Source organism: Sphingomonas sp. DBB INV C78, from assembly GCF_042693015.1.
GTDB lineage: Bacteria > Pseudomonadota > Alphaproteobacteria > Sphingomonadales > Sphingomonadaceae > Sphingomonas_E.
Genome location: NZ_CP170544.1, coordinates 4,281,936 through 4,303,062 on the forward strand (window position 1 = coordinate 4,281,936; position 21,127 = coordinate 4,303,062).

The 21,127-nt window shown below is 60.8% G+C and carries 19 protein-coding genes; 14 read left to right on the forward strand and 5 right to left on the reverse strand.

Features of this window, described 5'->3' with window-relative positions:
* Positions 1 to 26: 26 nt before the first annotated feature.
* From pseC to ACFB49_RS20470, 12 genes are all read left to right on the forward strand, one after another.
* The gene (gene pseC / locus ACFB49_RS20415) at positions 27 to 1,190 is read left to right on the forward strand and encodes a UDP-4-amino-4,6-dideoxy-N-acetyl-beta-L-altrosamine transaminase (protein ID WP_380873288.1); all 1,164 of its coding nucleotides are present in this window, start codon (positions 27 to 29) and stop codon (positions 1,188 to 1,190) included.
* Positions 1,187 to 1,894: a pseudaminic acid cytidylyltransferase gene (gene pseF / locus ACFB49_RS20420; protein ID WP_380873289.1), complete on the forward strand. Its 708-nt coding sequence runs from the start codon at positions 1,187 to 1,189 to the stop codon at positions 1,892 to 1,894. The genes pseC and pseF overlap by 4 nt, the downstream gene beginning before the upstream one ends.
* Before the next feature lie 102 nt (positions 1,895 to 1,996).
* A complete protein-coding gene (pseG, locus tag ACFB49_RS20425) occupies positions 1,997 to 3,085 on the forward strand; it encodes a UDP-2,4-diacetamido-2,4,6-trideoxy-beta-L-altropyranose hydrolase (RefSeq protein WP_380873291.1) in 1,089 nt (362 codons plus the stop codon).
* Positions 3,082 to 3,726 carry a hypothetical protein gene (locus tag ACFB49_RS20430; RefSeq protein WP_380873293.1) on the forward strand — a complete coding sequence of 215 codons (645 nt, stop codon included), beginning with the start codon at positions 3,082 to 3,084 and terminating at the stop codon, positions 3,724 to 3,726. The genes pseG and ACFB49_RS20430 overlap by 4 nt, the downstream gene beginning before the upstream one ends.
* Positions 3,716 to 4,780, forward strand: a complete 1,065-nt coding sequence (gene pseI, locus ACFB49_RS20435; protein ID WP_380873294.1) for a pseudaminic acid synthase — start codon at positions 3,716 to 3,718, stop codon at positions 4,778 to 4,780. Before ACFB49_RS20430 ends, pseI begins: the two co-directional genes overlap by 11 nt.
* Positions 4,777 to 6,231: a hypothetical protein gene (locus tag ACFB49_RS20440; protein WP_380873297.1), complete on the forward strand. Its 1,455-nt coding sequence runs from the start codon at positions 4,777 to 4,779 to the stop codon at positions 6,229 to 6,231. The genes pseI and ACFB49_RS20440 overlap by 4 nt, the downstream gene beginning before the upstream one ends.
* 11 nt (positions 6,232 to 6,242) lie before the next feature.
* A complete protein-coding gene (locus ACFB49_RS20445) occupies positions 6,243 to 7,421 on the forward strand; it encodes a glycosyltransferase family 4 protein (RefSeq protein ID WP_380873298.1) in 1,179 nt (392 codons plus the stop codon).
* A gap of 20 nt (positions 7,422 to 7,441) precedes the next feature.
* Positions 7,442 to 8,449, forward strand: a complete 1,008-nt coding sequence (locus tag ACFB49_RS20450; RefSeq protein WP_380873300.1) for a polysaccharide biosynthesis protein — start codon at positions 7,442 to 7,444, stop codon at positions 8,447 to 8,449.
* 67 nt (positions 8,450 to 8,516) lie between these two features.
* Positions 8,517 to 9,419, forward strand: a complete 903-nt coding sequence (locus ACFB49_RS20455; RefSeq protein WP_380873302.1) for a dTDP-4-dehydrorhamnose reductase family protein — start codon at positions 8,517 to 8,519, stop codon at positions 9,417 to 9,419.
* Between the two features lie 72 nt (positions 9,420 to 9,491).
* Entirely contained in the window at positions 9,492 to 10,622 is a 1,131-nt protein-coding gene (gene wecB, locus ACFB49_RS20460; protein ID WP_380873303.1) for a non-hydrolyzing UDP-N-acetylglucosamine 2-epimerase, read from the forward strand.
* Entirely contained in the window at positions 10,619 to 11,824 is a 1,206-nt protein-coding gene (locus ACFB49_RS20465; RefSeq protein WP_380873305.1) for a glycosyltransferase family 4 protein, read from the forward strand. Before wecB ends, ACFB49_RS20465 begins: the two co-directional genes overlap by 4 nt.
* 163 nt (positions 11,825 to 11,987) lie before the next feature.
* On the forward strand, positions 11,988 to 13,118 hold the full coding sequence (locus tag ACFB49_RS20470) for an acyltransferase family protein (protein WP_380873307.1): 1,131 nt from the start codon (positions 11,988 to 11,990) through the stop codon (positions 13,116 to 13,118).
* Positions 13,119 to 13,271: 153 nt separating this feature from the next.
* Here the strand turns inward: ACFB49_RS20470 and ACFB49_RS20475 are convergent, their stop codons facing one another.
* The 3 genes from ACFB49_RS20475 to ACFB49_RS20485 form a co-directional block, all read right to left on the reverse strand.
* Entirely contained in the window at positions 13,272 to 14,543 is a 1,272-nt protein-coding gene (locus ACFB49_RS20475; protein WP_380873309.1) for a DUF445 domain-containing protein, read from the reverse strand.
* Between the two features lie 68 nt (positions 14,544 to 14,611).
* Positions 14,612 to 17,680 carry an efflux RND transporter permease subunit gene (locus tag ACFB49_RS20480; protein WP_380873310.1) on the reverse strand — a complete coding sequence of 1,023 codons (3,069 nt, stop codon included), beginning with the start codon at positions 17,678 to 17,680 and terminating at the stop codon, positions 14,612 to 14,614.
* A gap of 24 nt (positions 17,681 to 17,704) precedes the next feature.
* Positions 17,705 to 18,886 carry an efflux RND transporter periplasmic adaptor subunit gene (locus ACFB49_RS20485; protein WP_380880058.1) on the reverse strand — a complete coding sequence of 394 codons (1,182 nt, stop codon included), beginning with the start codon at positions 18,884 to 18,886 and terminating at the stop codon, positions 17,705 to 17,707.
* Positions 18,887 to 19,102: 216 nt separating this feature from the next.
* Here ACFB49_RS20485 and ACFB49_RS20490 point away from each other — a divergent pair, with 216 nt between their 5' ends.
* Together ACFB49_RS20490 and ACFB49_RS20495 are read left to right on the forward strand one after the other, a co-directional pair.
* Positions 19,103 to 19,363, forward strand: a complete 261-nt coding sequence (locus ACFB49_RS20490; protein ID WP_380873312.1) for a GlsB/YeaQ/YmgE family stress response membrane protein — start codon at positions 19,103 to 19,105, stop codon at positions 19,361 to 19,363.
* Between the two features lie 121 nt (positions 19,364 to 19,484).
* Positions 19,485 to 20,210, forward strand: coding sequence for an SIMPL domain-containing protein (locus tag ACFB49_RS20495; RefSeq protein ID WP_380873315.1), 726 nt, complete (start codon positions 19,485 to 19,487; stop codon positions 20,208 to 20,210).
* 57 nt (positions 20,211 to 20,267) lie between these two features.
* On the opposite strand, the gene ACFB49_RS20500 is transcribed toward ACFB49_RS20495, so the two are convergent.
* Both ACFB49_RS20500 and ACFB49_RS20505 read right to left on the reverse strand, forming a co-directional pair.
* A complete protein-coding gene (locus ACFB49_RS20500; protein ID WP_380873316.1) occupies positions 20,268 to 20,525 on the reverse strand; it encodes a GlsB/YeaQ/YmgE family stress response membrane protein in 258 nt (85 codons plus the stop codon).
* Positions 20,526 to 20,715: 190 nt separating this feature from the next.
* Positions 20,716 to 21,015: a DUF1153 domain-containing protein gene (locus ACFB49_RS20505; RefSeq protein WP_380873319.1), complete on the reverse strand. Its 300-nt coding sequence runs from the start codon at positions 21,013 to 21,015 to the stop codon at positions 20,716 to 20,718.
* Positions 21,016 to 21,127 lie beyond the last annotated feature (112 nt).

Genomic DNA, 21,127 nt, shown 5'->3' on the forward strand with positions numbered 1-21,127 from the left:
CCTTCTTTGAAAGCGGTTCGATTTCAATGGTAATTCGATACGGCCAACAGGACATCAACCAGGGCGACATAGACGCAGTCATTAGCGTCCTGCGCTCCGTGAACCTCACCCAGGGGCCTACGATCCAGCACTTCGAGGACGGTGTCAGGGCGGTAACTGGCGCGCGCCATGCAATCGCCGTCAACAGCGCCACTTCTGCGTTGCACATTGCCTGTCTGGCGCTGGATCTTGGCCCCGGGGACTGGCTCTGGACGACGCCAAACACGTTCGTGGCGTCGGCCAATTGCGCACGCTATTGCGGTGCCCAGGTGGATTTCGTCGATATCGACCCGAAGACCTATAATTTGTCGGCGGACGCGCTTGAGGCGAAGCTCGTCGAGGCCGGGAAGGCCGGTAAGCTGCCGAAGGTGGTCGTCCCCGTCCACCTTACCGGCCAACCGTGCGACATGGCAGCGATCCACGCCCTCGGCCAGAAATTCGGCTTTCGCATCATCGAGGACGCCTCGCACGCCATCGGCGGCTCCTACAACGGCGAGCCGATCGGCAATTGCCGCTACAGCGATATCACCATCTTCAGCTTCCACCCCGTCAAGATCATCACCACGGCGGAGGGCGGCATGGCGCTCACCAATGATGATGCCCTTGCCGTCCGCCTCGGCCTGTTGCGCAGCCATGGCATCACCCGCGATCCCGAGCTGATGACCGCAGCGCCAGACGGCCCCTGGTCTTATGAGCAGGTTGCGCTGGGCTATAATTACCGCATGACCGACATGCAGGCCGCACTGGGCGTTAGCCAGTTGAAACGGCTCACTGAATTCGTCGCGCGGCGGCACGAGATCGCCGCGCGTTATGGCCAGCTGCTATCCGACCTGCCCATCACGCTGCCTTGGCAGCACCCGGATTCACATTCCGCCTACCACCTATACGTGATCCGTCTGCAGCTTGACCGAATCGGCACCGGCAGGCGCGAGGTGTTCGAATATATGCGCGACCGGGATATCCTAGTAAACCTGCATTATATCCCGGTTCACACGCAGCCTTATTATCGACAGTTCGGCTTCAAGGAAGGCGATTTCCCGCAAGCCGAACAATATTATCGCGAGGCGATCAGCATCCCCATGCACCCCTCGCTCAGCGAGGCCGACCAGAATTTTGTCGTCGAGGTGTTGCGCGAAGCGATAGTGGCATGAGGGTGGCCGTCATCCCGGCTCGCGGCGGCAGCAAGCGCATCCCGCGCAAGAATATCCGCCCGTTCCGCGGCAAGCCGATCATCGCCTGGTCGATCGAGGCTGCCCTGAAGAGCGGCTGCTTCGAGCGCGTGCTGGTGTCCACCGACGATGCCGCGATCGCGGAGGTCGCGCGCGAATATGGTGCCGAAACACCATTTTTGCGTCCCGCCTCGATTGCCGACGATTTCGCGCCCACGGCTGCGGTGGTGAAGCACGCGCTGGACTGGTGCGCTGCGAACGGCGTCGAAACCGATCATTGCTGTTGCATTTACGCCACGGCGCCTTTTATCGAGCCGGAGGATTTACGCGCCGGCTTGAAGACGCTGATCGCCGGCGGCACCGACTATGCCATGACCGTCACTGCCTTCCCCGCGCCGATCCAGCGGGCTTACCGGATCCGCGCGGGGCAGCTGGAAATGATAAATCCCGGCCAGTATCTGGTCCGCTCCCAGGATCTCGAGGAGGCCTATCACGACGCTGGCCAGTTCTATTGGGGGAAATCAGAAGCCTGGCGCGAGGAGCGGGCGATCTTCGCCAGCTCAACGCCGATCATCCTGCCGCAGCATAGGGTGCAGGACATCGACACGCTAGAGGATTGGCGCCGTGCGGAAATAATGATGGATTACATTGGCTTAAACAGGGGAGAGCCCCAGGATGAGCGATAACGCCGAGCAGGAAGCCTTCCGCGCCGGTGAATTTGGTACCAATAGCGGCATGAACCTGAAGGCGCTCGGTTTCCGGAAGGAATGTGGAGCCTCGCAGGCCGGATGAAAATCGCTTTCCGCACCGATGCCTCGCTGGAGATCGGCACCGGACACGTCATGCGCTGCCTGACGCTGGCCGATGCCCTGCGCGCGCAGGGCGGCGATTGCGTTTTCGTTTGCCGTCCGCATCGCGGACATCTGCTGGAGCAGATTCGCGCGCGCGGGCATGAGGTCCGCGCCTTGCCGCCCCTGCCGGCATCGTTTGTGGCGCGGGCGGACGACACGTTCCATGCAGCATGGCTTGGCCTGGGTTGGACACGGGATGCCGAGGAAACGCTGTCACTGGCAACCGGCGAACGCTTCGACTGGCTCGTCGTCGATCATTACGCGCTCGATCGACGCTGGGAAGAGGCGCTACGCCCGATATGCGGTCGTCTCATGGTCATGGACGACCTGGCCGATCGCGCGCATGATTGCGACCTGCTGCTCGATCCAAGCCTCGGTCGTACCGTCTCGGATTATCGGAACCTGCTGCCGATGGGCGCTGCAACTCTTCTGGGGCCGCAGTTTGCGCTGTTACGCCCGGAATTTGCCGCCTTACGGGGGGAAAGCCTCGCTCGCCGGCATAGCCCGAGGTTAGCCCAACTGCTGATCACTATGGGCGGCGTCGACAAAGGGAATGCGACAGGGCGCGTCCTGGCTGCCTTGAGCAGTTGTTCACTCCCCGCCACGCTTCGGATAACCGTGATAATGGGCGCGCACGCGCCCTGGCTAGCCGATGTGAGGGCTCAGGGGGCGCTGATGCCCGTGCCCACAAAGGTGCTGGTAGCGGTTGATGACATGGCGAGGCTGATGGCCCGAAGTGATATGGCGATCGGCGCGGCGGGAGGAACTTCGTGGGAGCGATGCTGCCTGGGCCTGCCGACGATTCAATTCATTCTGGCGGAGAATCAGACTGGTATTGCGGCCCAGCTGGCGCAGGTTGGCGCCGCGGTTTGCGCAGATGATGAAACGCTGCCAAAGGCCTTTGGGGATTTCGAGGATGGTGTTAGCTCGGGCCAGTTGGCCGAACAAAGCCGGATCGCGAGCTTGATAACCGATGGATTTGGTGCCGACCGAATAGCCGCAGAATTGTCGAGGCGATTGCAGTGAAGGTGACGATTTTGTGCAGCGACGCCGCTCATCCGGTGAATGCGTACATAAGCCGTTGGATGGCAACGGTGAAGGATGGCGTTGCAGTCGAACTGGTGCGCAGGAAGCAGGAAGCATTGGGCGGCGACTTGCTGTTTTTGATCTCGTGCAGCGAGCTTGTGAGCGCCGCAGACCGCGCGAGATATCGGGCGAGTTTGGTATTGCACGCCAGCGCTCTGCCCGAGGGGCGCGGTTGGAGTCCTCATATTTGGCAGTTGATTGGCGGCGCTGAAGGCATCACGCTTTCGTTGATCGAAGCGGCCGACCCCGTCGATAGCGGACCAATCTGGAAACATCATTATATTCCTGTGCCCCGACACGCGCTCTGGCACGAGATCAACGATCTTTTGTTCGAAGCTGAGATCAACCTCATGGCCTTTGCGATCGAGAATTTCGATCAAATCGTCCCTGCGCCGCAATCGTCCTCGGGCAGTTCCTATTATCGCCGGCGCGAACGCCGTGATAGCGAGCTCGACCCACACAAGACAATCGCGGAACAGTTCGACCTTATCCGGGTCTGCGATCCACAACGCTTCCCCGCATATTTCCACCATAGAGGTCGCCGTTATGTGCTGACGCTGGAGGGGCAGGATGACAATTGAAATCGCGATTGCGGGCCGAAAGATCGGCGGCGCACATGCTCCCTATGTGATAGCGGAAATGTCCGCCAACCATAATGGTGACTTTAATCAGGCCCTTCGCATCATCGATGCCGCGAAATCGGCGGGCGCCGACGCGCTGAAGATACAGACCTATCGCCCCGATACGATCACGCTTCGGAGTACGTTGCCCGATTTCCAGATCCAGGGCGGATTATGGGCGGGGCGCACTCTTTACGAGCTATATGAATGGGCGCACACGCCCTGGGAATGGCATAAGCCCTTGTTCGATCATGCCCGGAAAACGGGCATCACCATCTTCAGTTCCCCGTTCGACACCACTGCCATCGACATGCTCGAGGATTTGGGTGCACCCGCTTACAAGATAGCCTCGTTCGAGGCGGTGGACCTGCCGTTGATTCGTTATGCCGCGCAAACCGGCAAGCCGATGATCATCTCCACCGGCATGGCAGACGCGGAGGAAATCGCCGAGGCTGTGGAAGCGGCGCGCGCGGGCGGCTGTACCCAGCTTGCCCTGTTGCATTGCGTGAGTGGCTATCCTGCGCCGGCCGAAGACTATAATTTGCGCACCCTACCCGACATGGTAGCGCGCCACGGTCTTGTTACTGGCCTGTCTGACCATACGCTGGACAATACCACCGCAATCGCGAGCGTGGCGCTTGGGGCCTCGATCATCGAGAAGCACTTCACCCTGGATCGCAACGGCGGGGGGCCGGACGACAGCTTCTCTCTTGAGCCAGCTGAACTGGCGGCTTTGTGCACCGGCACGAAAACCGCGTGGGCCGCGCTGGGCAAAGTAGATTACGGTCGCAAATCGAGCGAACAGGGCAACGTACAGTTCCGCCGCTCGCTCTATTTCGTGAGGGACATGAAGGCCGGCGAGACGATCACCGCCGATGCGGTGCGCAGCGTACGGCCGGGCTTCGGGCTGGCACCCAAGCACATGGATAGTGTGGTCGGTGCGAAACTGACGCGGGACGTGGCGATGAACACGGCGATACAGCCTGATGCCATCAGAGATTGGGCTGACGAATGAACATCCTCTTGTTATCGAATAACGGACCAAATTACTTTAATTTTTTCAATGCTTTAAGTTCCATGTTCATGCGGGACGGCGCGCGCGTCTTCGTGGCGGTGGACTGTGCATTCTCGCGGGAAGAAAATCGATTAGACGCTGTGGGTTTTGATGGGATCTACGATTTCTCCGCCTTTTTCATGGACCATCGGACTGATCGCGCGATCCTGCATCGCTATGCTGCGTTCGACCTCAACGGCGCGCTGCTTTCCGATTTCGAGCGCGCAGAAGCCTATGGCATCTGGGGCGATAAAGCCGATATCGACTATTTTGATCGTCTTAAAAGCGCCCTGCTCACCTATTTTGACTGGATTTTTGAGAAGCATGCGATCGACACGGTGCTGTATGAAGGCGTGTCGAACAGCTTCGCGCATTACGCGCTGTTCGTCGCCCAGAGCAGAGGGGTGCGATACTGGGGCTTGAGCGGTTCCCGCTTGCCGGGTCGCTTCTCGCTGACCGCCGACCCGCTGGCAGACAACGAGACTGAGCGACTATTCCACGAAATTCAAGCGGGTAGGGTGATCGTAGAGCCGATAGTGCGCCAGTGGGTGCGCGACTATATCGATGGGATCGAAAATATTACCCCTGATTACATGAAGATCAACGGACTTGAGCGCATTGCGATCGTGAGCCGTTATTTGCGGCGCGACAGGCTGAAGAAAATTCGGTCGCTTGCGCGGCATGCCTTTGACAGCCGGACGGCTGCCTTCCAGGCAGGCAATCCGCTACGCACCCACGCCAGTCTGTTTTTGCGCAATCTGAAGCGGCGCGTTCGCGCGCGGGATGTGACGCGGTTGTATGGCAAGCCGGTCAGTGGCGAACATTTCCTCCTCTACCCGATGCATTTCCATCCAGAGGCGTCCACTTCCATTCTCGCCGGGGCCTATCTCAACGAATATGAGGTGATCCGGAACATCGCTTTCAGCCTTCCTGAGGGTACGCGCCTGTATGTCAAGGACCATGTCAGCGCGTGGGCGTATCCGACACGCGACTTCTACCGGCGTATCCGTCGCCTCCCCAACGTCAGACTCCTTGGCCCAAACGAACCGACGAAGCAGTTGATCAAGCAGTCGGTCGGGGTGATCACACTCACCAGTACCGTCGGATATGAGGCGCTGCTCCTGAAGAAGCAGGTCTTCCTCTTCGGAACGGTCTTTTTTGGTTTTCATAAGGGGGTGACGAAGATCGATAAGCCCGCGCGATTGCGCAGCATCCTCCAAGAAAGGCTCGCCACGCCCCCCGAGTGGAACGATCAGTATAATCAGGATTTTGCCAGCGCCTATTATCTGGCAACGTTGCCGGGCAGCCTTAACCTGATGCTGCCGGCCTGCAAGGCTGGCGAGTTGGCGGAGCAGGTTTATATGCAGTTGTCGGCAAGGGCCCGACACCTGAGCGAGCCAATCACCGCGTGAAACAGGTAGATATGACGCCGATTGAAGTTCTTTGCGTGTCCGACTATTTTCTTCCCGGATTCAAGGCCGGAGGACCTATCCGGACGCTCAAGAACATTCCGCTGCTGCTCGGCGGCGCGGTCACATTCTCTTATTTGACGAGAGACAGGGACTTAGGCTGCAAAGAACGTTACGACAATATTACGAGCAATGAATGGGCTTTCTATCCGCATGGGCGGGTATTTTATGCGACAGAAGCCATGTTCGGGCTGCCCGCCTTGTCTCAGGCAATATGTACGTCCGATGCGAGTATCATTTACCTGAACAGTTTCTTTAGCGTCAAGGGGTCGATCGCTATTGTGGTTCGGAACTGGGCCAAGCCTTTTGGCAAACCCATCCTGCTTGCCCCTCGGGGTGAGTTTTCCCCCGGTGCATTCGCGCTCAAGAAATATAAGAAGCGCCTATTCATGGTGCTTGCTCGCGTGCTGGGCCTGTACCGCAGAGTGTGGTGGCACGCCTCCACCAAAGAAGAGCAGCAGGATATCCTGCGGCATTTCCCGCGGGCGGAATCACGTATATTCACGGCCGAGGATCCGGTCGAAATGGTAGAGGCAACCGCCGTGCCTGATGTAGAAAAGACGGCAGGCATCGTACGACTGGTCTTTGTGTCGCGGATAAGTCCAAAGAAAAACCTCAAGGGATTGCTTGATATTCTGAAAGGACTCTCCAGCCGGATAATATTATGGATTTATGGGCCGATCGAGGATGTTGCATACTGGCAACGGTGCCAAGCAATGATCGACGATATGCCACCGAATATTGCCGTGGAGTATCTTGGGGAGCTTAGGCCAGACGAGGTAAGGCATGCATTCGCCGAGGGTGATCTCTTCGCCTTCCCGACCCATGGAGAGAATTTTGGCCATGTGATTTTCGAAGCACTGAGCGCTGGCACGCCGGTGCTGGTAAGTGATCAGACGCCGTGGGAGCCGAACGCGACCAAAGCCGTCATACGACTTTCGCTGAACGATATCGACGCCTGGCGTGCGCAGATAGAGACAGTTGCGCAATTGACGAATGCCGAACAGCAGGAGCGGCGGACAGATGCCCTGCGATACGCCAGGAACCATGCCTCCTGCGACAAGACGCGGCAGGACAATCTGAGGATGTTCCAAGAGATCGCAAGGCGCAATCAAACGGAAGTAAGCGAATGATATTTAGAGATAAAGTTCTATTGATAACCGGCGGAACCGGCTCCTTCGGCAATGCCGTGCTGCGCCGCTTCCTGGAGTCCGACCTGCGCGAAATTCGCATTCTCAGCCGCGATGAGAAGAAACAGGACGACATGCGGAAGAGGTACAATCACTCGAAGCTGAAATTTCACATCGGCGACGTACGCGATTACCAGTCCGTGTTGAATGCAGTGCGCGGGGCGGATTTCATCTTCCACGCCGCCGCGCTGAAGCAGGTGCCCAGCTGCGAATTCTATCCGCTCGAAGCGGTCAAGACCAACGTGCTCGGCACCGAAAATATGCTTGAGGCAGCGATCAATTGCGGCGTCAAGCGGGTGGTGTGCCTCAGCACCGACAAGGCGGTCTATCCGATCAACGCCATGGGCATCAGCAAGGCGATGATGGAGAAGGTCGTCGTTGCCAAGTCGCGCGTCACCGAAAGCACGGTGATCTGCGCCACGCGCTATGGCAACGTCATGGCCTCGCGCGGGTCGGTCATTCCTTTATTCACCAACCAGATACGCGCGGGACAGCCGATCACCATCACCGATCCGGAAATGACCCGGTTCATGATGACGCTCGACGATGCGGTCGACCTGGTGCTTTATGCCTTCGAGCATGGCAATCCGGGCGATATCTTCGTCCAGAAAGCGCCTGCCGCCACGATTGCGACCTTGGCGCGCGCGCTCACCGAGTTGCTGGGTGCGCCCGGCCATCCGATCAACACGATCGGCACCCGCCATGGCGAGAAGCTATTCGAGGTTCTGCTGAGCCGTGAGGAGATGGCTGCCGCCGAGGATCTGCAGGACTATTATCGCATTCCGCCAGACCTGCGCGATCTGAACTACGGGAAATTTTTTGAACAGGGCGAAACGCGTATTTCCGAGGCAAGCGATTATAATTCGCATAATACCACAAGGCTGGATCTGCAGGGCATGCAGGCACTGCTGAAAAAGCTGCGCTTCATTCAGGCACTCATGCGCGGTGATTATGCGGAACCGGAGGAATAGTTTCGTTCGTTTTTCGCTATAAAAGTGCCGATGGTAGAGGCACAATCCAGCTGGAGCCGCTCGTAGAATGCACGCCGATGATAGAGTAGTCTTGGTACTTGGCGCCGGTGGAATGCTGGGTAACGCCGTATTCCGTCTATTCGTGGATGATCCCAGTTACTCGGCATTCGGCACGCTTCGTTCTGCTTCGAAGACTCATTATTTCACACCCGAACAGCGTGACAGGCTGATCCAGGACGTGGACGTCGTGAGCGACGCGGCCTTGGCGGCGGTGTTCGCCAAAGTCGCGCCGTCGGTTGTCATCAATTGCGTGGGGATCATCAAGCAGCATGATGCCGCAAAAGATCCACTGACGGCCTTGGCAGTCAATGCCATGCTGCCTCACCGCCTTGCCCGGTATTGCACGGCGGCGGGGGCAAGGCTTATCCATATGAGCACCGATTGCGTTTTTTCGGGCCGTGCCGGAATGTACTCCGAAAACGACTTTCCCGATGCAAACGATCTTTATGGCAGAACAAAATATCTTGGCGAAGCGAGCTACCCGAACGCGGTTACTCTCCGCACATCCATTATCGGCCATGAGCTTGGCAGCCGCTATAGCCTTATCGACTGGTTTCTGGGCGAGACGGGATCGGTAAAAGGCTATAGTAGAGCCATTTTCTCAGGGCTCCCGACGATCGAAGTTGCGCGGGTTATCCGCGATTTTGTAATCGAGAACCGGAACCTGTTGGGCGTGTATCATTTGTCCGCGACCCCGATCAGCAAGAATGATTTGCTGGCCCTTGTGAATGAGATTTATGAAAAACGGATCGCGATCATTCCTGATGAAGTGGTCCAAATTGATAGGTCGCTGGACTCAATCCGGTTTAGGAATGCAACCGGATATGTGCCTCCGGCCTGGCCTGACCTGATAAGGGAAATGCATCGGGATTATCTGAAGCATGTCCGATCGGCCGAAGCAGAGGCATAGCCGGTCGTTGCGAGCGCTGCGGCCATGACTTCAGCGGATTTTGACGTTCATATGCATGGGCGAGGAGCGGTAGTGAACAAACTGAAAGTCATGACGATCGTCGGTACGCGGCCTGAAATCATAAGAATGTCGCGGATTATTGCTCGCCTCGATCAGAGCTGCGAACAGATTCTAGTGCATACTGGCCAGAATTACGATTATGAGCTGAACCAGATTTTCTTCGAACAGCTCGGCGTTCGCCAGCCTGATATTTTCCTTGAGGCGTCCGGCGGATCGGCCGCGGAAACGATCGGTCGCGTCATCATGGCAACGGACAAGGCTATTCAGGACCATCTGCCCGATGCGGTTCTTCTTTTAGGCGATACGAACAGCTGCCTCGCCGCGATCGCGGCCAAACGGCGCAAGATTCCCATCTTCCACATGGAGGCGGGCAATCGTTGCTTCGACCAGCGCGTGCCCGAGGAAACCAACCGCCGCATCGTCGACCATGTCGCTGACATCAACCTCACCTACAGCTCGATCGCTCGCGAATATCTGCTGCGCGAGGGTGTGCCGCCCGACCAGGTGATCAAGACGGGCAGCCCGATGTATGAGGTGCTGCACCATTATCTGCCGCAGATCCGCACCTCTGACGTGCTTCAGCAACTCGGCCTGAACGCCGGAGAATATTTCCTGGTCAGCGCGCATCGCGAGGAGAATGTCGACGGCGAGGAAAGCTTTGCCGGGCTTGTGGCGCTGCTGAATGCGGTGGCCGAGGACCATGGTTTGCCGGTAATCGTCTCCACCCATCCGCGCACCCGCAACCGGGTGGAAGCGACGGGGGCCAGCTTCCACCCCGGTATCCGCCTGATGAAGCCACTCGGCTTTCTCGACTATGTGCAACTGCAGATGCACGCCAAGGCCGTGCTGTCGGACAGCGGCACGATCACCGAGGAATCCTCCATCCTCAATTTCCCCGCGCTCAACCTGCGCGAGGCGCATGAGCGGCCGGAGGGAATGGAAGAGGCCGCCGTAATGATGGTCGGCTTGTCGGTCGATCGGGTGCGCCAGGGCCTGGCGATTCTCGATAGCCAGGCTTCAGGCGAGGATCGCAGCCTGCGCCTTGTGGCTGATTACGCCATGCCCAATGTCAGCGAAAAGGTGGTCCGCCTGATCCATTCCTATACTGATTACGTGAACCGGGTGACGTGGAAGAAATATTGAGCGGCGCGGGCAAACGACTGGCGCTGATCGCGGACACCTTTCCTCCTCTCAGGACTTCGGGCGCGATCCAGCTGCGCGATCTGGCGCGGGAGTTCGCGCGGCAGGGGCATGAACTGACGGTCATGCTGCCCTCTCCTGGCCTGCCGCGCGATCAGCCCTGGCAACTCGACGAAGCCGAAGGGGCGCAGGTGCTCCGCCTGCGTGCGCCGGCGACGAAGGATATCGGCTATGCGCGCCGCACGCTGGCCGAATTGGCGATGCCCTTCGCCATGCTGCGCAGCCTGCACGCCAGTCCCCTCGCCTCTCGGGGCTGGGATGGGATTATCTGGTATTCGCCCTCGATCTTTCATGGGCCGATGGTCAACGCGCTCAAGCGGGCAGCAGGCTGCAGGGCCTATCTGATCATCCGCGACATCTTCCCTGAATGGGCCGCGGACATGCAATTGATGGGGCGCGGCCCGATCTATGGCTTCTTCAAGGCAGTTGCCCGCTATCAATATTCGGTTGCCGATGTGATCGGCGTACAGACCGCGGGCAACCTGGCCTATTTCGACCACTGGCAGCGCAAGCCGGGCCGGACGCTGGAGGTGCTGCCGAACTGGCTTGATTCGCCGAGCAATCGGCCCTCCCCCATCCGGATCGCGGAGACCGCGCTCGCCGGGCGCAAGGTGCTTGTCTATGCCGGAAACATGGGCGTCGCCCAGAACATGGACGTGATCCTTGACGCTGCCGGGCGGCTGAAACACCGCGCCGATCTCGGCTTCCTGCTGGTGGGACGCGGCAGTGAGCGCGAACGGTTGAAGCGAGAGGCCACGGCGCGCGGGATTGACAATATGGTTTTCCACGACGAGATTGATCCCGACGCTATTCCGGATCTCTACAGCCAGTGCCATGCGGGTATCGTCTCGCTCGACCCGCGACACAAATCGCACAATATCCCGGGTAAATTCCTCACCTACATGCAGTGCGGACTGCCGGTTCTGGCGCATGTCAATGCCGGCAACGACCTTGCCGCGATGGTGCGCGACAATGGCGTGGGCGAGGTGAGCGAAGCGGGCGGCGCGTTCGATTTGGCCGAGCGGATCGAGCGGCTGCTAGGCGAACCGTTGGCGGCGACGGATCTGGGTGAAAGGTGCCGGAAGCTGTTCAGGGCCAACTTCTCGGCTGCCAGCGCCGTGCGCACGATCGCCGGTCATTTCTGAACTAGGCTCTGAACCCAATCAGCTTGCCACTTCCTCCGGCTCAAACCGGTGCAGTGCCATGGGCGTAGGTCAATGACGACGCGGACCTCTGCCGCTTGGTCGATGAAAGTTTGCTGATCACCCGCGACTGCGATACGGGATGACATGCTGTCGGGAGATGATTGTGGTTTTTGCCGGGGAGTTGCTCAGTCGGCACCGCAAGATCGACGATGATGTATCGCCTCAGCTAGACACGCTGCGTGGGATGTCCGCTATCGCGGTTTTATGCGGCCACGCTAACCAGATATTCATCGCGCCCGTCGAAAGCGCCCTTTACCCGGTAATGGGGCTTATGGCCCAGGCCGCCGTAATGCTGTTTTTCGTGTTGAGCGGTTTTCTGATCACCAAATCGATCACCCGGAATTTTTCCTCGGGTGCAGGGTTCGATATCCGAGCATATGCCGCGGATCGTTTTGATCGCATTTATCCTCCGCTGCTCTTTGCTCTCCTGATTGTCGCCGGATTGCATGCTGGCGCACCTCTCGTTTTCCCTACCGGGAGCGAGATGTTCGAATTGCAGGGCGGTTTTGTCGTACGGGACGGTTTCGAGGTTGGGTTGGCCAATTTCGTCGGCGCGCTGTTTTTCCTGAACGGATTCACGATCGACAACATTGCTGCGAATGGTCCTTTATGGAGTCTGTCATACGAAGTCTGGTATTATGTCGCAGCTGGCCTGATCGCTTGGCGTACGAAATACGGAGTGTTTATCGCAGGGGCACTGCTCGTTGCCTTGGGCTCGACAAACAAGATGTTTCTCGCGTTCGCTCCCATCTGGTTCGCTGGCGGAATTGTGGCCCTGATGCACAATTGGCGACAGCAGTTTCCTCGCGCAGCTAGCGTGGTCGGCGGTGTGCTTTTTTTGGGAGTCGCCTGGTGCGCGGGGGGCTATATATGGGCATTCCAGCAGGTCACAGTGCCGGCCGAGATCAATGCTCTTTATATTGTGATCTTCAATTTGTTGTTCGGCTTGGCCGCTGCCTGCGCTTTGCACCTACTATTGATAGGTGCATGGTCTGTTTCGTCGCGGCCACGCCATGCGGCAAATTTCTCTTATACACTCTACGTCACTCATTTCCCCATAATGCTTTTCATCTATGGTGCGGCGCAGGTTCAGATTCACTCAAGTGTTTCAATCTCGATTGCGGCGGCGCTTATCGCGATTGCATCGTGCTTGGGGGTTGCGATCATTAGCGCCCCGTTGATCGAGACGCGTCGCCCGTTGAATTCGCTGGGCCGCCGCTTGAGGGTTGGCTGATCTCAGTCGGCACCCAACCGTTTGAGCGCATCTGACGTGATGTGATGGACGGCCTCCGCTCCAGCGTACCTGTGCGATGATGTGGTCGTTGTAGGTCCAGATTTACGAGACGTTCCAGGAGCAGGAGGTTGCCGCTACTCCTGTCCCCCGGCATCATAACCACGCGTTCGCCGCGTGGATCGCCACGCCGACCAGACCGCCCACCACGGTGCCGTTGATCCTGATATATTGCAGGTCGCGGCCGACGGCGGATTCCAGGCGGTCGGTGACGGTCTGGGCGTCCCAGCCGCGGATAGTGTCGGAAACCAGGCGGACGATCGAATCGCCATAAGCCGCGACCGCGCCGACGGCGGCGCGCCTGGCGAACTGGTTGATCGTCGCGCGCAGGCGTTCGTCCTGCTGCAGCGTTTCGCCCAATTGCCGCAGCGCTTCGCCGAAACGACCCGCCAGTGCTGCCTGCGGGTCGCGCGCAGCATTCAGCAGTCCGTTGCGGGCTTGCTGCCACAAGCCGTCGATCCACGCCGCCACGGCCGGATTGGCGATGATCTCGGCCTTCAGCCGAGCGACCTTTTCCTGCATCTCGGGATCATATTGCAGGTCGAGCGCCAGCGTCGCGAGGCCTTCCTCCGCCTTGGTGCGTAAGGGGTGCCCCGGATCGTCGGCCATCTCGGCCACCAGCTTGTAGAGCCCGTCGACGATCGCAGTGGCAAGCCGCTCGTCCAGCCCCGTCCAGCGCATGATCGTGCCGGCGCGGTTGTGGACCATCTCGCGGATCAGATGCTCATTGGCTTCCAGCGTCCGCCCCGCCCAGAGGATGATGCCGTCGAGGAGCGGGACATGGCGGTCCTCGGCGATCGCAGCGCGCAGCGACTGGCCCAACAGAGGCGCGACGTCGAGCGCCTTCAGCCGCGCGGCAATCGCCCCCTTCACCATGCCGCCCAACCGCTCGTCGTCGAGCGATTCGAGGACGGATGCGGCCAGCCGCGACGCCCCTTCGCGCAACCGCCCCTCGCCGGTTGGCGGCTGGGCGAGGAAACGGCCGGCGGCCGCCGCCACGTCCACCCGGCGCAGCCGACGCGCAACGACCGTCGGGATCAGGAAATTGTCGCGCAGGAAGGCTGCCAGCGTGTCGCCGATACGGTCCTTGTTGCGCGGGATGATCGCCGTGTGCGGGATCGGCAGGCCCAGCGGGTGGCGGAACAGAGCTGTGACGGCGAACCAGTCGGCCATGCCGCCCACCATCGCCGCCTCGGCGAAAGCACGGACATAGCCCCAGACGGGTGAACCGGCGGCCTCCTGCGATCGCGCCAGCAGATAGACCGCCGCCATCAGGATCAAGAGCCCCGTGGCGGCGATCCGCATGCCCCTCGCACCGCCCTGGGCGGGATTGAAGCGGTCTAGCCCGGTGCGCGCGATAAGGCCCATGCCATCACAATGATGATCGCGCCCGAAGGTTCAAGCCGATCGCTCCTCACACCTGGCAGGCGCCCCGTTCATTCCGCCGCCTGAGGCGCCGACTTGGATTCGCGCGGTTCGTTGTTGGTGAGCCACTTGCTCAGGTAAGGGCCCACCTTCTGCTCGAAACCGACCGCGAGGCTGAATGTCGCCGGCACGATCACCAAGGTCAGCAGCGTCGACAGGATCAGGCCGCCGATCACGACGATGCCCATCGGCGCCCGCCAGCTGCCATCGCCGGTCAAGGCCAGCGCCACAGGCATCATGCCTGCCACCATCGCCACCGTTGTCATTACGATCGGCTGCGCGCGCTTGTGGCCGGCGTCAAGGATGGCTTCCTGCTTGGGAATGCCCTTGTCCATCTCCTCCAGCGCGAAATCGACCAGCAGGATCGAATTCTTGGCGACGATGCCAAGCAGCATCAGCAGGCCGATCAGCACCGGCATCGACACGGCATGGCCCGTGATGAGCAGCGCGATGCCACCGCCCAAGGGGGCCAGCAGCAGCGAACCCATGTTCACGAACGGCGGCATGATCCGCCGGTAGAGCAGCACCAGAACCGCGAAGACGAGGAACACACCCGCCACCACCGCGATCATGAAATTGGTGATCATTTCGGCCTGGAACTTGGTGTCGCCGAACGTCACCAATTCCACGCCCCGCGGCAGATTCTTCATCGTCGGCAGCGCGTCGATTTCCTTCTGCGCAGTGACGACACCGGGGGCGAGATCGGCGCTGATGACGATACGGCGATTCTGGTTGAACCGCCGCAGGACCGAGGGGCCCGCGCCGAAGCTGATGTCGGCGACGACCTTCAGCGGCACCGATCCGCCGTTGGCGGTGGGCACCGGCAGGTTCTGGATCGTTGAAAGATCGCGACGCGAATCTTCCTTCAACGCCACCCGGATCGGGATCTGCCGGTCGGAAAGCGAGAATTTGGCGACATTCTGGTCGATGTCGCCCTGCGTCGCGATACGGATCGTCTGGCTGAGCGCGGCGGTCGTCACGCCCATGCTGGCGGCAAGGTCCAGCCGCGGCGTGATCGTGATCTCGGGCCTTTGCAGATCGCCCTCGATGCGCGGCGCGCGCAGCTGTGGCAGGCCGCTCATTTCCTTGACGATCTGATGCGCCGTCGCGGTCAGCTTGGCAGGATCGCTGCTTGCCAGCATCGTCGTGATATCGCGGCCGGTGCCGCCTGCCTGCGAACGGAAGGTGACGCGGGCGTCGGGGATCTCGCGCAGCTTCGGCGCGAGGGCACGCTCGAACTCGACGCTCGTCCGGGTCCGCTTCTTGTTCAGCGTCACATAGACGTTGCTGTCATCGCCCATGTTGATGTCGGCGAAAGCGGCGGCCACGTCCGGATCATCGTTTAGCACGTCCGTAACGCGCTGCGCGACCGTCTTGGTCTGTTCGAGCGTCGATCCCGGAACCATCTGGATCTGCACCTGGCTGTAATCGGTGTTGATCGTCGGCTGGCCGGTGAAGGGCAGAAAATAGAATGTCACGATCGTCATGACGAACGCCAGCGCGCCGATACCTACCGTCTTCCAGCGGTGATCGAGCGACCAGTGGAGCGTCTTCATATAAAGGTCCATCAGCCGGCCTTCGCCGTGCGAGGCATGGCCGTGGGCCTTGAGGAAATAGGCCGCGATCATGGGGGTGATGAGACGCGCAACCGCGAGGCTAAGCAGCACCGCGATGACGACGGTCAGGCCGAACTGCTTGAAGAACTGGCCGGATATTCCGCCCATCACGCCAACGGGAAGGAACACTGCGACGATCGCCATGGTGGTAGCCAGCACCGCCAGGCCGATCTCATCGGCAGCGTCGATCGATGCCTGATAGGCGGTCTTGCCCATCCGCATGTGACGGACGATGTTCTCGATCTCGACGATCGCATCGTCGACGAGCACGCCCGCGACCAGGCTCAGCGCCAGCAGGCTGACCGTGTTGAGCGTGAACCCCATCAGGTCCATGAACCAGAAGGTCGGGATGGCCGATAGCGGGATGGCGAGCGCGGAGATGATCGTCGCGCGCCAGTCGCGCAGGAACAGGAACACCACGAGCACCGCCAGCACCGCGCCTTCGATCATCGCGTGGATGGCCGAGGTATATTGCTCGCGGGTATAATCGACGCTGGTGTAGAGTTCGGTGAACTTGATCTTGGGATTTTCCTTCTGGATCTTCTCCAGTTCCTTCTTCACCTGATCATAGACGCCGACGTCGGATGCGCCCTTTGACTTCTCAAGCGCGAAACTCAACACTTGGCGATTGTTCATCAGCGATACGTTGCGCTGCTCGGCATAAAGGTCGCGCACGTCGGCAATGTCGGCGAGCTTGACCGAGCGGCCGTTGCCCACTGCGATCTGCGTCTGCCCGAGGTCATAGGCGTTCTGCGCATTGCCCAGCACGCGCACGGACTGCTCTGCGCCGGCGATCTCGGTGCGGCCGCCCGCGGCGTTGACGTTGGTCTGGAGAAGCTGCGCGTTCACTTGCGCGGCGGTGATCCCCTGCGCCTGCAGCTTCACCGGATCGAGAATGACGCGGATCTCGCGGCTGACGCCGCCGCCACGCCGCACGGCGGACATGCCGGTGATGTTGAGCAGTCGCTTGGCGATCGTGTCGTCGACGAACCAGCTCAGTTCCTCGAGCGTCATGTCGACCGCCTCGACCGAGATATAGGCGATCGGGCCGCCATCGGCGTCTATGCGGTTGACCTGTGGTTCCAATATGCCTTCGGGCAAGTCGCCGCGGATACGCGCGAGCGCGTCGCGGACATCGTTGACCGCACGGTCGACGGGCGTGCCGATATTGAACTGGACGAAGGTGCGCGAATTGCCTTCCGTCACATAGGACGACATTTCGTCGACACCGTTGATGCCACGCAGCGCCGCTTCGACGCGCGTCGTCACCTGGGTTTCAAGCTCGGTCGGCGCGGCGCCCGGCTGGACGATCACGACCTGTGCAGCCGGGAAGCTGATGTCGGGGTTCTGGTTCACGTCGAGCCGGGTGAAGGAGATTATCCCGGCCAGCGTCAGCGCGATGAACAACACGATCGGCGGCACCGGATTCCGGATCGCCCAGGCGGAAATATTGCGGAAGTCCATTGTTCAGCCTTTCGCGCGCCGGCCTTACGGCCGTGCCTTCGCCCGTTCGGGGATCACCTTGTCGCCGGGGTTGAGGAACGCACCGGCCGAGAAGACGACCCGTTCGTTGCCCGACAGTCCCGAAAGGATGGCGATGCCTGCATTGGACACGGTGCCCGTCTTGACGTCGCGCCGCGATACCTTGTCGTCGGCGCCGATGACGTAGACGAAATTGCCCTTTTCGTCGCTCTGCACGGCGGATTCGGGCAGCAGCGGCGCATCCACGCGGCCGCTGGTGATCTCGGCGGCGGCAAAGCCGCCCGGCCGCAGTGCCTTGTCATAAGCGAGCGCAATGCGCGCCGTGCCCTGGCGCGTTTCCGGATCGATGACCGGCGACAATTGCCAGATTTGGCCCTGGAAGCTGGTGGTCGTGCCGACCGGCGTCACCGACGCCGTCTGCCCGACAGCAAGCCGCGCCAGATCGCTTTCCGCAAGCCGCGCGAGCAATTCCATCTCGCCGCCCTTCGCCAGCCGGAACAGGGGCGGGCCGCCGGCGGCGACGATCTGGCCGGGTTCGATGACGCGGGCCAGCACCAGGCCGGCTTCCGGCGCGCGGATGTCGAGGCGGGCAAGCCGCGCATTCATCTCGCCATATTGCGCGCGAGTCACGCGGACGCGGGCGAGTGCGGCATCGCGGGTCGCGGTCTTGCGATCGATGTCGGCCTGGCTGATGAAACCGCGGGCGACCAGCTTCTTGGCGCGGTCGAGCTCATTCTGCGCGAGCCGGGCATCGGCCTCGGCGGCGGCGATTTGGGCGTTCATCTGTGCCGATTGCTGCACCTGGACCTGGCGGTCGACGGTCGCGAGGACCTGGCCCTTGCTGACCCAATCGCCCGGTTCGACGCGCACGGCGGTGACGATGCCGCCTTCACCAGCGACGCCGACCGGCATTTCGCGCCGCGCGGCAAGGTTGCCGGTGGCCGAAATCAGGTTGGTCACGGCCTGGCGGCCGGGCACGACGACGGTAACGCGCGGCAGGGAGGGACCCTGCGGGGCAGCTTTCTCGCCACCCGACATCAGGAAATAAGCAACGAGCGCGATCAGCGCGGCCGCTGCCACGATGACGATCAGCAGCCTGCGACGTCCGCGAGCCCGCGTGTCATGATCCCCATCAACGGAGTCGATTGCTTCATCCCGCTTGCGCCAGAAGCCCTGCTCGACATTCATCGCTTTCATCTTTCCGCCCTGCGGCACCCGGGCCCCACGCCCTCCGCCGCGACTGTATTATCTCAATATATCACCCACCTCAAGCGGGCGCGGTGCAATGTCGCCATATTATGTCTTTTCAATGTCGAAAGGTACGGATCGGACCAATTTTGCGCCTTGCCAGTCCATGCCGGGCCGGCGCACCTTGGGTTTGACGTCGCAAACGGGAACAAGACGATGAATCATGGGGTAATGGGGTGGCTACTGATCGGTCTCGTCGCCGGTGTTCTGGGGAAGCTGATCATGCCCGGCCGCGATCCGGGCGGGTTTGTCGTCACGATTCTGTTGGGTATCGCCGGCGCTCTGCTCGCCGGCTATGTCGCGACGATTCTCAACATCGGTGTCGAAGGCTGGATCAGGCAATATGGCGCGGCGATCCTCGGATCGGTCGCACTGCTGGCTATCTATCGCATCATCATGCGCGTTCGCGGCCGATGACCGTTCCGATTGGCCTTTGCTTTCAATCGACTGTCGCATCCGTTCAGCCCGCGTGCAGCGGATGGATGTGATGGGCGATCGGAACGGCGCCGACGGACGGTGCCATGATGGAGACTGAGCGATGAGGACTAGCAGGGCGCTGATGGCTGCGGCGGCAGTGACGACCATGGTGGCGGCAGCTCAGGCCCAGACCGTGGCGGCGACCCCGGTGCCGGTCATTCAGGGTACGCGGCTGGATATCGTGGCGGAGGGCGCCGTTTCCCGCGTGCCCGATATCGCGACGATCAACGCCGGTGTGGTCACGCAGGGCGTGACGGCTGCGGCCGCAATGAGCGAGAATGCCGGCCGCATGTCGGCTGTCGTGGCGGCGCTCAAGCAGGCGGGCGTCGCAGATCGCGACATCCAGACGAGCACGCTCTCGCTCAGCCCGCAATATCGCTATGCCGAAAACAAGCCGCCGGTGATTACCGGCTATCAGGCGTCCAATCAGGTCACCGTGCGCTTCCGCGACGTGAAGCGTTCCGGCGCCATCCTCGACGCACTGGTCGCACAGGGCGCCAACCAGATCAACGGCCCGAACCTGTCGATCGACAAGCCGGAAGCCGCGCTGGACGAGGCGCGCGCAGCGGCGATCCGCACCGCGCGGGCTCGTGCCAACCTCTATGCGGAGGCGTCAGGTCTCCGGGTGAAGCGCATCCTGGCGATCAGCGAGCAGGCGGGCGGTTTTCAGCCTCCCATGCCGATGCCGATGATGATGGCGCGGGCGGAAAAGGCCGCGGATACCGCGGTTGAGGCCGGCGAGCAGAAGCTGGGCGTCACGCTCACCGTCAGCTTCGAACTCGAATGACGCAAAAGGGCCGCCGCGACACCTGCCCCGGCGGCCCTTCATGCTTTTGTCCGGATTTTAGCGGACGCTGCCGCGACGGACGAGATTGACGATCGCCAGCAGCACGATTGCGCCGACCAGCGATACCAGGAACGAGGTGACGGTCAGCGGCGCACTATTGATCGAACCGCCGGTGAACACCAGGCCGCCGATGAACGCGCCGACGATGCCGACAACCACGTTCAGAATGATTCCCTGCTGTGCATCGGTGCGCATGACGATGCTCGCCAGCCAGCCGATGACACCGCCGATAATCAGCCACAGAATAAGTCCCATCTTGCCCTCCTTGCCGGCTTGCCACACGGGCTCGGTCATCGCCGGGGTTCAGCCGTCCGCGTCTTGCGGATCCTGATGCTGATACGCGTGGGTAACGAAAAATGTTCCGCGCTTGCGCTTGGGCCAAACGTAATTCGGGCCCGCTGGCGGTTGCCAACGGGCCCGAATAGCTTCGGCAAGGCGCCGGTGATCAGTATTTCTGCTGGCGCTCGTACAGCGATTTATAATGCTGGATGCGCGTCACGCGCAGGCCGGGCATGCCGGAGCGATCGACGGCGCGCTGCCAGCCGGCAAATTCCTCGACCGTCAGATTATACCGCTCGCACACTTCATCGACGCTGAGCAGTCCACCATTGACCGCGGCGACCACTTCGGCCTTGCGGCGCACGACCCAACGGGTCGTCGACGGTGGCGGTAGCGAATCCAGGGTCAAGGGTTCCCCAAGTGGACCGATCACCTGTGCGGGGCGGATTTTCTGATTTTCGATCATTATCAACCTCGGTCTCGGCCGCTTTCCGACCTGATTTGCTCTTGAAGGCTTCGTGATACGCGCAACCCATTGAACGAAGCCTAACCCTTGAGGGTAAAGGCGGTGTTTATAA